Consider the following 10,787-nt stretch of genomic DNA (forward strand, 5'->3'; position numbering starts at 1 on the left):
AGCCTTGAAGACTCTGCGAACCACATAATGGCGATTTTTACAGTTCAGCGGCTTACGTATGAGAAAACCAAATTGAAAGTTTGAAAAAATTTCTTACATTGAGAGTTTAAGATGTTATGCGGCTGCACAAACTTTTCTTCAAGTATATCAGGCGTTTTGTTCTTGTCATTGCAATTTTTGCCGCTTGCCTTTCTTGAGGTGCTTTACTTTGGGACTTGAAAAAATGGTACAGGCATTCAAGTTCGGCGCGCCGCCGCGCGGAGGAAGCGCACCGGGATTCGACCGCCTTATAATGCTCATGTGCCACGAGGAAAGCATCCACGAAGTAATCGCCTTTCCGAATAACAATTTGGCGGCTTCTCCTATGGATGAGTGTCCAAGCGCGGTTGACCAAAGCCAATTGGACGACTTGCATCTAAAATGTACTGAGGTTGAGAAATAATATGCGCGAGTTTTCCGCAGGGAAAACTCGGTAAGCAAGACGCAAAGCGGATTGCGACACTTGCATATCACGATTTTCTGACCCGGAAAAATAAAATGTTATAAAACAAAGGGGCTGGCTAATAAGTTCTAAATGTCATTGCCGTACTTGATACTGCGATGTTTCTGAAAAAAACTTGATTAGCAATCTGTTGAAAATTTTCAATAGATTATCGGGGCAAGCCCGATAATGACATAAAAGTTTCTTTTTGGTCATCTCCTTTGTTTTGGAGGAAGAATTAGTTTTTTCCGCCTTTGTGCGGTTCGGAAAGATATTTTTTTGCAATTTTTATAAAATCATCTTTTGAAGTCATTAAAAAATATTTTTCCAAACTTGAATAATACCCATCATTTGTCTTTATGAATTGTGCAATTAAAGAATAGCCAAAATCGTCGCCAATTTTTTTATTTTTCATAAAATCATTGAATTCTGAAAAATATGCCGGATCAGCAGAATCTTCTGTTTTCCAAATAAAGGGATTTAAATCACTCACATAATCTGTAAGCAATTCATTTGCCCTGCCGTGTCTTTCGTTTTCTTTGTCTAATATAATGTACATCAATGTAAATAATTCAAAATTTGTCATTTTTATCTTCCTTATTTTTTGTTAGGATTTTTACATAATCCTGTTGTTTCATCCCATTCTTTAGGAGAGCGGTTATATCCGCCGTTGCTTAAATTGCCGTTTTTTACTTTTGCCCAATATTGAGCGCCATTTTTCGCAATTTTTATATACCATTTACAGCCGTCTTTATCTGTTCCCGCATAACAAGACTCGTCATTTATCAAGTCTAGCAAAGTTTTCCTGTTTTTTAAATTGTCTGTAAGATGTCCTTTGCTTTTTCTGAAAATATGCTTTATCTGCGCAGGATTTTTTGGAAGCCTGTTTCTGCCTCCCCCGTGTTCCGCTGTACAGTCCGCTTCTACCGCTTCCCATTTTTCACCTCCGGTTTCTTATGCTGGGATTTCGTCCAGTTGTCATATTGGAAAAACTGGACTCCGCAATTTTTGAACTCATCAAAAATTTTTCCCGGCATTGCTCCGTAAACAAGAATGATTTTTTGCTCAATTTCCTTTATAAAAGAGCGCAGTCCTTCTTTTAAATGAAATTTGTATTCAGAAGATTTGCAGCAGCCGTAAGTTCCTATTGAATAAATTCCGTGTTTTTCAAGCCCCAAAAAGGCGAATGGCGGTTCGTCAGGAATAATGCGTTTGTATGTGCGCTCATCGCCAAAACGAACATTTGGAATTACATAAATTCCTTGCTCTTGAAGGTAATGACCGATTTGATGATTCAGGTAAAGATTTGTCATCTGCAGAACAAGCGGCATATCGTAATAAAGAGAGCAGTCGGGAGATATGGCTCCGGAAAATTTCTTGATTTTCTCAAGATTTTCTTTTGTTGAAGTCAAAATGTCTCGGAATTTTAAATCGTTTTCATAGAAGCAGACAAATTCGTTGAGAGTTTCACTTCTGTTCATTTTGCTGAACGGAATCATCGTCTTTGGAATTAAAATTTCTTTAGGATTTCTGATAAGCGGAATCTCAAGCAAGCCGTCAAAAATTGCATTTTTAACAAGTTCAGCATTGAATCCGTCATCAATCAGATTTTTCTTTAGCTTTTCTTTTTTGCAAAAGTCCAAATCATCGAATAGATATGGTTGAAAAATATTCTCCATCTTATTATTCCTTTCAAAAATCAGTCTTCCGCGCCGATTATCTTTTTAGAAAAACCGACACGGAAAACTGAATGGATTTCTTATTCAGCGACTTTCAGGTTTTCACTGAATCCGACTGAATATGTGCCGTCTGCCGTAGGCCTTGTTTTTATGGCAACCGCATACTTTTCACCGGGCGTAAGATTATCTGGAACGTAGGCTTCCAGTGTTTTTGGAAGATTCCTTGTTAAAACGCACTTGAGCCATTTTGTCTCATCCGCCTCTGCTTCGCCGTCTTCATCGACAGGGCAGAAATATAAGCCGCATTCCGCACCTTCAAGCTTTAGCCTGCTTCCTGTAATGCTCACAAGTTTTCCGGGCTTTACAGCTTTTTCTTCAACTCCGTCCCAAAGACACTTTACACTGCTTATAAGTGGAGCTGAATCTGTATAAACAATTTTATCTATCTCGATTTTTCCTACAGATTCAGTCAAAGTTTTTGAAGGTGTAAATTTCACTGTAAGAGAAGAAATCTCGCTTGCTGTCTTTGGGGCGATTTTCATTCCGCCTGAAAGCGCGATGTAAAGCGTTCCCAAGTCCAGCAGGTTTACAGATTTTGCGTTTGACAGATTTGAAAGAATTCCTGCTTTTAAATCCTTTGCGAATTTTTTAAGCTCATACTCATTGTAGGCGGGATTTCTTTCGCAAATCTCCATTATAAGATTGTCAATGTTCACTGTATTCCGTGAAACACGACCCACGAATGTTTCAGTTTCCTCATAGACAAGCTTGCGGATTGAAACACTGATTTTGTTTGTGGAGTTCTTGAACTCCGAAGCAATAGTAGCCATAGCCACCTCACAAACCACACTTTCTAATAAAGTTCAAAAAAGTATGGTATAATTATTAAAAAGACTGCAACGCAGCCTGCAAGACATTTTGTGTTTGTCTTACAGGAACTAAGATACAGTCCATTTGAAAAAGAAGTTGGCCGTCACTGGCCGTCGTTGTCCACCATTGGCCAAATGAATGAAAAAGGGGAGCAGTTGGAATTTTCTGATTTTTCTAGAATTTTATATTCTTATATTGGTTTAGGAGATGAGCATCCTAAATTTGTGCTGGAGCTTTTGAGTCTTGTGTATTTGGGTGATGATGGATTTTTTTGCAATCAAAATAATCCATTCTTGAAAATGAACACAAGTACATTAAATGGATATTTTCGCGGTTCGAAAAAAATAAGCGAGAAAAACGCAGTCTTTATAAAGTCAAATTTTGATTCAACAGAATTTATCGACAAGATAGATTCCTTGTCAGTTGACCTGAAAACAAATTTGGCAAATGAGCTAGGAGTTGAAGACACTGATATAAAAGCGCTTCCTGAAAAATGTGCGGATGTATTTCTTCAAATCATCTCAGATATTGCATCAGGAAAAAAACAGGAGAAAGTTTTATTAAATACAAACTCCGGGCAAAAAGACTTGGAGCAAAAATACGGACTGAGCCTTTTGCAGGAATGTAACAGTTTGTGTCCGCTGCCGGAGTGCTCAAAGCCTCTCTATGTCAAAAAAGAGGAAGACAAGCAGCCGTATTTTCAGATAATCCAGATAAATCCGCAGAAACCTTACGACAGGATTTATAATTTGCTTGCAGTCTGTCCGGAATGTGCCGCAAAGCTCAATATGCAAAAAACGGAGCATGATATTTTAAGGCTTTGTGAAATCAAGAGGCGTATGCAGAAAAATGAAGAGGTTTCGGAATTTGCAGCTGAAGAAAAAATAGAGCAGGACATAACAGCTTTAATAGAGAAAATCACAAATGCCGATGGTTCAGAACTCAGCGAACTCAATTACAGCCCGGTTGAGCTTAAGAAAAAATTTCTTCCGTTAGAACATTTTTTGGAAGATGAGATAAAGCCGCGCGTTGTAAAGTATTTTAACTTCATAAACGGACTTCTAAAGCAGAAAGTTGAAAAAGAAAATTTCAATGAAGCAAAATTCCGAAAGTCAGTAAAGCATATCTATGAAAACCTGGAAGCTGAAAAAATTGAAAAAACTCAAATCTTTGAGGCGATTTCAGGACGTTTTCATAATATGTCAAAAACCAGCTATATCGCCAGCCAGATTCTTGCAAGCTATTTTGTCCAGTCCTGCGAAATTTTCAGGGAGGCGGCGCAACAATGAAACTTCCTTCAAAAATATTCACATATAAAGAAAGCTGCCTTTCAAAACTTGCGCCGGTTCTAAAATTCTTAGAAGAAAAGGATTGCAGCCCAGCTGAAGTTTACAAGGCAAACAAAAAGATATTTAAAAATACAAGCGATTTTGCAGACTGCCTCACGGTTCTTTTTGCGCTTGGAAAAATAAAATTTGACCAAAAATCGGAGAGAATAGAATTATGCTGAAATTCATTGAATGTGAAAAATTTATAGAAAACGGAAGTCCGCGCGGAAAGATTGAATTTTTCCCGGGACTGAATATTTGTCTTGGCGAGGACAATGCGGAAAATTCAATCGGAAAAAGCACTTTTCTGTTTGCTGTTGATTTTTGCTTCGGCGGAGACAGTTATTGTTCTCAAAAGGAGCTGCTAGAAGAAGTCGGAAACCATAAAATAAATTTCTGCCTTGAATTTGACAACGAGACATATTATTTTTCACGCTCAACAGAAAATCCTAAAGAAGTTGCAGTCTGCGATGAGCATTTTAATATAACGAAAAAAATAAGCGATGTTGACTTTAAGAAATTCCTGCTTGAAAAATATAATCTAGCAGAAACAGGCTTGTCGTTCAGGCAGGCCGTAACATCATCTGTTCGGATTTTTGGAAAGGATTCCAGCGAAATCAAAAATATAGTCGGCGTTGAAAATCATAACGGCGGAAAAACAGGAATCTTGCGGAATCTTATAAAACTGTTTGAAGAATATGATGAAATAAAAACTCTTGAAGAAAAATCAGCTGCAATTCAATCAGAAAAAGAAGAGTTTTCCTCTGTTGAAAAATCAAAAATCGTAAAAAACGGAAAGATAAAAAGTCTCTCCCAGCTGAAAGAGTCAGAAATCAGGCTTGACCAGTTAAATGAAGAGCTAGCACAAATTGCAGAGTCAAACAAAATTCAGACAGAAACTGTTGATGCAAAGCGGGCGGCACAGGCGGCAGAGCTTGAAAAGCAAATCACGGTTTTAAGAAGAAATAGGACAAGACTTCTGAATGAAAAATCAATTATGGAAGCTAATCTTGGTTCTGGAACAAAAATTCAAAAAGAAAATTTTGAAGAGCTAAAATCATTTTTCCCTTATGTAAATATTCCGCATCTTGAAGAAATTCAGAATTTCCATAAGCAGATTACAAAAATCCTAAAAGAAGAAACAGAGGAAGAGCTTTTAAAACTTGAAGACAAAATATCCGGAAACGAAAAGAATTTAATAGAAGCAACGCAAAAACTTACTGAGCTTAGCGTTCCTGTTTCAATTCCAAAAAAAATTCTTGAGCAATACGCCGCAGTTTCAATTCAGAAAAACGAGCTTGAAGGGCAAATTGCTTTTTATAAAAATTCCGAGCAGATTTCAAGACAGCTAAAAGAAACGAAAATTGAGCTTGACGGTAAAAAAAATTTAATACTTGAAGAAATTGTTTTAAAAATCAATAAAAAGCTCGAAGTGCTTAGCGTTAATGTAAATGGAAATAACAGTTATGCGCCCCGCCTTAATTTAAATTCCGCGTCTAGTTACAGTTTTTATGCTCCTAAGGACAGCGGAACCGGAACCGCCTATGTTAACATGATTTTGTATGACATTGCGCTTCTTGAGCTTACAAGACTTCCGTTTGTGATTCACGACTCAATTCTGTTCAAAAATTTGAGCGATAACCGTGTCATAAAAATTTTTGAGGAATATGAAAAGTCTGAAAAGCAGATTTTTGTCTCGTTTGACAAGAAAAATTCATACGAAAGCGATGAGCTAAAGAAAACAATCGAAAATCATACGGCAATAGAACTTTACGCCGGTGGCGGCGAGCTGTTCGGACGCTCCTGGGCAAAAAAGAAAAGCTCCAACTGATGTGCGGCAAAGTTACCCAGATACTTGAGTCGTATTTACCATGGAAGTTGCGGCGCAACTAGCTAGGAAACTGCGATGCAAGTATCTAGGTAGTTGAGATGCAAGTTCTAAAAAAATAGTATTATTTCTTCAAAAATTCTTCCATTGTGTCAACAAGCTCGCTGAAATTTGAGCGCAGGCGTTTCATAAGCTCCTGGGTGCGTTTTGTGTCGTAGGAAACGTTTGTTTTTGGCGGAAGCAGCAGCTCGTAAGGCTCAACTTCAAGCGCGTTTGCAATGGAAACTAAGGTTTCAAAAGAACCCCATTTCTTGCCGTTTTCGATGTCGCTGATAAACGGACTGCTTAAATTTGAAAGCTCTGCAAGTTTTTCTTGGCTTAATTTTTTTTCTGTTCTGATTCTTTTTATATTTTCAATATAAAGTTTATTCAATTCATCCTTATTCATTTTGTCAGTTTAAATTCGCTGAAAGTTAGAATGAATAAACGAAGTGATAGTAAATTTAATTAAAGCGGCAACTTTTATAACCGATAGTTAAATCATATAGCGAATTTTATAATTATTTAGCTAAATAATTTCGCTTTTAGTTACCTTTCGGAGCGTAAAATGCCATTCACTGATTCACTGGAAACAAACGCGCTAAAATCAAAAATTGAAGAAATATTAAAGACTGTTCCTGATTTTGTAACTCAGGGCGGAGAGCTGAAGCTCAACATAATAAAAAATGCGGCGGAAAACGGAGATGAAAAACTTCTTGCGCCTCTGCTGAAAAATGCCGCCACAAAAAAGGTTTTCTTCAAGCCTGTTCTGGACAGTTTTGTTTTTGAGAGCGCAAAATTCAAGGAGATTTTGGAATATTCAAGCGGCTGCAACTCGTATTCAAAATATCTTGGGCAGAAAATCGGGCTTTACTTTGGAGATTCCGCGTTTACAGACAGAAGCGAAGTCGTGCTGAATTTTCCGTTCAAGGACTGCGTGCTTGAAGGCGGACAGAGCAAAGAGGACGGTCTTGACGCATATTTTGAATGGGACGAAAAACTCCAGGATTTTACAGAAAAGAAATCAAAACGACGCGAAGTTTTTTACAACGAGATTCTGGCCCAGGACGAAATCGACAATCTTTTTAGCCCGAAGGCATTCTGCAAAGCAAAACGATTTGAGCGTAATTCAAATGAAGCAGTTGAGCCTGCCGAAACCTCGCATCTTAAGCGCAATGCCGAAATAAACAGAAAGCGCGGACTTAGCGACGACACAATCACCGACAACCTGATAATAAAAGGAAACAACCTGCTTGCGCTGCACTCGCTCAAAAAGGGATTCGCCGGAAAAATCAAGCTGATTTATATTGACCCTCCGTATAACACGGGAAACGACGGCTTTGCCTACAACGACAACTTCAATCATTCAAGCTGGCTCACGTTCATGAAAAACCGTCTGGAAGTTGCGAGGGAACTGCTGAAGGAAGATGGAGTGATTTTTGTACAAATTGATAATTCTCCAAGTGATTTACAAAATTCACCTGAGTTTGGCTATTTATTGGTTTTGATGGATATGATTTTTAAGAGAACTAATTATCTTACAACACTGACATGGAGAAAAAAAGGAAACGCTAGCAATACACAAGATGGAATTGGAACAATAACAGAATCAATTCTAATGTATGCAAAGAATATAAATGAAGTATCCATAAATATTTTAGATTTTAAACGTCGTTATGATTATTCTGATGAGAATGGAGGGTATAATTTAGAAGTTCCAATTAAAACAAATGATGGTGATTATGAACGAAAGACCATGAAATTTGAAATAAAAACTCCAGAAGGAACTTTTTTACCGCCAGAAGGAAAAAGATGGACTTTAGGAAGAGAAACAATGGAAGACATCGTAAAATTAAAAAAATATGAAATTAAAAATGGAATATTTAAAGTGAAAAAATATAGAGAAGATTATAAAAAAGGCGATGGAAAACTTTTTAATAATTTGTTGCTTGAACAAGGCTCATTAAAATCTGCGAAAACAGAATTAGAAAAACTTGGATTTAGAAGAGAAAATTTTAATAGTCCAAAGCCAGAATCTTTAATTAAGCAACTTCTTCAAATCTCCACTTCTCCTTCCGACATCGTGCTTGATTACCATTTGGGCAGTGGAACAACCGCCGCAGTCGCGCATAAAATGAGCCGCCAGTATATCGGTGTTGAGCAGATGGACTACATCGAAAGTGTTGCTGTTGAGCGGCTTAAAAAAGTAATCTGCGGAGAACAAGGCGGAATCTCAAAATCCGTGGGCTGGCAAGGCGGCGGCTCGTTTGTCTATATGGAGCTTGCAAAGAAAAACGAGCGTGCGGCAAAGCTTATTTCCTCATGCAAAAATCTTTGTGAGCTAGTAAAAATATTCGACACGTTGAGCAAAAAATATTTTCTTCATTACAACGTTCGCGTAAAGGAATTCAGAAACGAGGTAGTGACCAGTGGGAAATTTGCTTCTCTCCCGCTTGAACGCCAAAAAGAAATGTTCATCCGCATGCTGGACTTAAATCAGCTTTATTTGAATGTCTCCGACCGCCACGACACCACAGCTGGACTTGCCCAAAACGATATCGCATTCACCGAAGATTTTTACAGATTGAAGAACGACTAAAATGATGTATAATCAACTTTAGGAGGCGGACTCATGGAAACTTTGACGTTAAAAAAAGAAGCGATTGACATTATAAATGAACTTCCTGACAGCAAAATTCAGGCTGTCGTGCAATTCGCGCAGTTTATCTTGAAATATGACAACCCGGCTTTTCAGATGGAAGAAAACAAGAGGAATACGCTAGCGACTTTATGCGGCTCAATAGATGACAGCTCTTTTGTGAGACCTTCTCAGCCTCTGCTTTCCGATGATGCAGAAAGGAAGATTATATAATGTATTTTCTTGACACAAATACTTGCATAGATTTTCTTCGGAATCTTTCGGAAAGTGTGCGGAGTCGTTTTCTGTCAATTCCTCTAAATGAAATAAAAATTCCTGTTGTTGTAAAAGCGGAACTTTTGCTCGGAGCATACAAAAGTACTAAAACAGAAACTCTTGAGCGGACAAAACAATTTTTAGAACTGTTTGAAGTGATTCCTTTTGCAGATGAGATGTCCTATACCTACGCGAAAATCAGAAAAGAACTTGAAGTGAAAGGAAACAAAATTGGTGCAAATGATTTATTTATCGCGGCGGCAGCTTTAAATAAAGGCGCAGTTCTTGTTACGCATAATACACGTGAATTTATCCGTATTGACGGACTGCAACTGGACGACTGGAATATTTAAACAATGCTTTACGAAATAATTGAAAATCAGAAAGACACGCTATATCCCGAAGATTACGAAATTCCTTCATACATAACGGACAACCTGAAATTTCCGCTTTATGAGTGGCAGAAAACCGCGCTGGAAAATTTTCTTATAAACGAAAGAACGCGCTCAATCAAGACAAAAAAAGGAGCCGTGTTGCCGCCGAACCATCTTATGTTCAATATGGCGACAGGAAGCGGAAAAACGCTGATTATGGCGGCTCTGATTCTTTACTATTACAAGCAGGGCTTCCGCAATTTTATTTTCTTTGTGAACCAGAATGCGATTCTTGGAAAAACTCAGGCGAATTTTATAGACAAAAACCACAGCAAATATCTTTTTAAGGAAAATGTTGTGATTGACGGTGTGCCGCTGAATTTCAAGGAAGTCGAGATGTTCAGCAGTTCCTGCGATGCGCAGACTGTCCAGATAAAATTCACGACAATCCAGAAACTTCACAACGACATCTACAAGGAAAGTGAGAATTCCCTTCTGCTTTCGGATTTGCAAAAGCGCGACATTGTTTTGCTTGGCGATGAGGCTCATCACCTGAATGCGGCGACACTGAAAAAGAATTCTGCCGTTTCCGCTTCTTATGCAAGCGAGGAAAACGGAACTTTTTCCGACATCTCTTTTTTGGGCGAGTTGAAAGACAGTTCAAAAGATGAGGACGTTGAACGCTCCTGGGAAACGACAGTTTGTCATTACATTCTGAACAAGGGCGGAAAATCTGCTGGGCAGAATAAAAATGTGCTTCTGGAATTCACCGCGACGATTCCGGAGACCGAAGCCGCTCAGAAAAAATATGAAGACAAGATAATCACAAAATTCGCGCTCAAAGAATTTGTTGAAGCCGGATGCACAAAGCATATCCGTCTTGTTCGCTCAAATCTTGAGACAAAAGAGCGCATTTTGCAGGCGTTGCTTTTAAATTGGTACAGATATTCAATCGCGCTTAAATACGGAATTGCAAATTTTAAGCCAGTAATCTTGTTTCGCAGCAAGACGATTGATGAGTCAAAGTCCGACTATCAGAAATTCCTTGAACTGTGCAAAAATGTAACTGCTGACGATTTTGATTTTATAAAGAGAATTTCTTCGGCTCAAAAGATGAATCCATTCGAGCCGGGAACGGACGATATTTCTGATGCATACAACCTGGATGGAAAAATCTTTGAGCGCATAAACGGTTATATGAACAAAAATCAATTTTCCTATGGCACGGTGGCGCAGTTTATAAAGGAAAATTTCGGCGAGCGAAATGTAATCAT

12 protein-coding genes and 1 pseudogene are annotated in these 10,787 nt (G+C 38.2%); 8 read left to right on the forward strand and 5 right to left on the reverse strand.

Annotation, left to right across the window (positions count from 1 at the left end; translation table 11 throughout):
- Positions 1–223: 223 nt before the first annotated feature.
- Positions 224–442 (forward strand): annotated as a pseudogene (locus B2X33_RS00505) (amino acid--tRNA ligase-related protein); the annotation flags it as partial.
- A gap of 277 nt (positions 443–719) precedes the next feature.
- Here the strand turns inward: B2X33_RS00505 and B2X33_RS00510 are convergent.
- From B2X33_RS00510 to B2X33_RS00525, 4 genes are all read right to left on the reverse strand, one after another.
- Positions 720–1,067 carry a hypothetical protein gene (locus tag B2X33_RS00510; protein ID WP_296666691.1) on the reverse strand — a complete coding sequence of 116 codons (348 nt, stop codon included), beginning with the start codon at positions 1,065–1,067 and terminating at the stop codon, positions 720–722.
- Positions 1,068–1,078: 11 nt separating this feature from the next.
- Positions 1,079–1,279, reverse strand: coding sequence for a hypothetical protein (locus B2X33_RS00515; RefSeq protein WP_296666694.1), 201 nt, complete (start codon positions 1,277–1,279; stop codon positions 1,079–1,081).
- Positions 1,280–1,404: 125 nt separating this feature from the next.
- Positions 1,405–2,160, reverse strand: a complete 756-nt coding sequence (locus B2X33_RS00520; RefSeq protein WP_296666696.1) for a DUF4417 domain-containing protein — start codon at positions 2,158–2,160, stop codon at positions 1,405–1,407.
- A gap of 80 nt (positions 2,161–2,240) precedes the next feature.
- The gene (locus B2X33_RS00525) at positions 2,241–2,990 is read right to left on the reverse strand and encodes a DUF4469 domain-containing protein (protein ID WP_296666698.1); all 750 of its coding nucleotides are present in this window, start codon (positions 2,988–2,990) and stop codon (positions 2,241–2,243) included.
- Positions 2,991–3,164: 174 nt separating this feature from the next.
- On the opposite strand from B2X33_RS00525, the gene B2X33_RS00530 reads away from it, so the two are divergent.
- Genes B2X33_RS00530 through B2X33_RS00540 form a run of 3 tightly spaced genes read left to right on the forward strand, consistent with a single transcriptional unit; the run spans position 3,165 to position 6,189 of the window.
- Positions 3,165–4,319, forward strand: a complete 1,155-nt coding sequence (locus B2X33_RS00530; protein ID WP_296666699.1) for an ABC-three component system protein — start codon at positions 3,165–3,167, stop codon at positions 4,317–4,319.
- Complete coding sequence (locus B2X33_RS00535) at positions 4,316–4,540, forward strand: ABC-three component system middle component 7 (protein WP_296666701.1); 225 nt, start codon at positions 4,316–4,318, stop codon at positions 4,538–4,540. The genes B2X33_RS00530 and B2X33_RS00535 overlap by 4 nt, the downstream gene beginning before the upstream one ends.
- The gene (locus tag B2X33_RS00540) at positions 4,534–6,189 is read left to right on the forward strand and encodes a DUF2326 domain-containing protein (RefSeq protein WP_296666703.1); all 1,656 of its coding nucleotides are present in this window, start codon (positions 4,534–4,536) and stop codon (positions 6,187–6,189) included. Before B2X33_RS00535 ends, B2X33_RS00540 begins: the two co-directional genes overlap by 7 nt.
- Positions 6,190–6,310: 121 nt before the next feature.
- On the opposite strand, the gene B2X33_RS00545 is transcribed toward B2X33_RS00540, so the two are convergent.
- Positions 6,311–6,634: a helix-turn-helix domain-containing protein gene (locus B2X33_RS00545; protein ID WP_296018885.1), complete on the reverse strand. Its 324-nt coding sequence runs from the start codon at positions 6,632–6,634 to the stop codon at positions 6,311–6,313.
- A 159-nt stretch (positions 6,635–6,793) separates the two neighbouring features.
- Here B2X33_RS00545 and B2X33_RS00550 point away from each other — a divergent pair, with 159 nt between their 5' ends.
- From B2X33_RS00550 to B2X33_RS00565, 4 genes are all read left to right on the forward strand, one after another.
- The gene (locus tag B2X33_RS00550; RefSeq protein WP_296666706.1) at positions 6,794–8,824 is read left to right on the forward strand and encodes a site-specific DNA-methyltransferase; all 2,031 of its coding nucleotides are present in this window, start codon (positions 6,794–6,796) and stop codon (positions 8,822–8,824) included.
- 33 nt (positions 8,825–8,857) lie between these two features.
- The gene (locus tag B2X33_RS00555) at positions 8,858–9,097 is read left to right on the forward strand and encodes a hypothetical protein (RefSeq protein WP_296666709.1); all 240 of its coding nucleotides are present in this window, start codon (positions 8,858–8,860) and stop codon (positions 9,095–9,097) included.
- Complete coding sequence (locus B2X33_RS00560) at positions 9,097–9,492, forward strand: PIN domain-containing protein (protein ID WP_296666712.1); 396 nt, start codon at positions 9,097–9,099, stop codon at positions 9,490–9,492. The genes B2X33_RS00555 and B2X33_RS00560 overlap by 1 nt, the downstream gene beginning before the upstream one ends.
- A 3-nt stretch (positions 9,493–9,495) precedes the next feature.
- The coding region (locus B2X33_RS00565) for a DEAD/DEAH box helicase family protein (RefSeq protein ID WP_296666714.1) at positions 9,496–10,787 on the forward strand (1,292 nt) is incomplete at its 3' end.

Origin of the sequence: Treponema sp. UBA785, assembly GCF_002297065.1 — a bacterium.
Taxonomy (GTDB): domain Bacteria; phylum Spirochaetota; class Spirochaetia; order Treponematales; family Treponemataceae; genus Treponema_D.

Excerpts from the sequence above, each read along its gene's own strand:
- B2X33_RS00510 (WP_296666691.1), bottom strand. The coding sequence starts at position 1,067 with ATGACAAATTTTGAATTATTTACATTGATGTACATTATATTAGACAAA.
- B2X33_RS00520 (WP_296666696.1), bottom strand. The coding sequence starts at position 2,160 with ATGGAGAATATTTTTCAACCATATCTATTCGATGATTTGGACTTTTGC.
- B2X33_RS00525 (WP_296666698.1), bottom strand. The coding sequence starts at position 2,990 with ATGGCTACTATTGCTTCGGAGTTCAAGAACTCCACAAACAAAATCAGT.
- B2X33_RS00530 (WP_296666699.1), top strand. The coding sequence starts at position 3,165 with ATGAATGAAAAAGGGGAGCAGTTGGAATTTTCTGATTTTTCTAGAATT.
- B2X33_RS00535 (WP_296666701.1), top strand. The coding sequence starts at position 4,316 with ATGAAACTTCCTTCAAAAATATTCACATATAAAGAAAGCTGCCTTTCA.
- B2X33_RS00540 (WP_296666703.1), top strand. The coding sequence starts at position 4,534 with ATGCTGAAATTCATTGAATGTGAAAAATTTATAGAAAACGGAAGTCCG.
- B2X33_RS00545 (WP_296018885.1), bottom strand. The coding sequence starts at position 6,634 with ATGAATAAGGATGAATTGAATAAACTTTATATTGAAAATATAAAAAGA.
- B2X33_RS00550 (WP_296666706.1), top strand. The coding sequence starts at position 6,794 with ATGCCATTCACTGATTCACTGGAAACAAACGCGCTAAAATCAAAAATT.
- B2X33_RS00555 (WP_296666709.1), top strand. The coding sequence starts at position 8,858 with ATGGAAACTTTGACGTTAAAAAAAGAAGCGATTGACATTATAAATGAA.
- B2X33_RS00560 (WP_296666712.1), top strand. The coding sequence starts at position 9,097 with ATGTATTTTCTTGACACAAATACTTGCATAGATTTTCTTCGGAATCTT.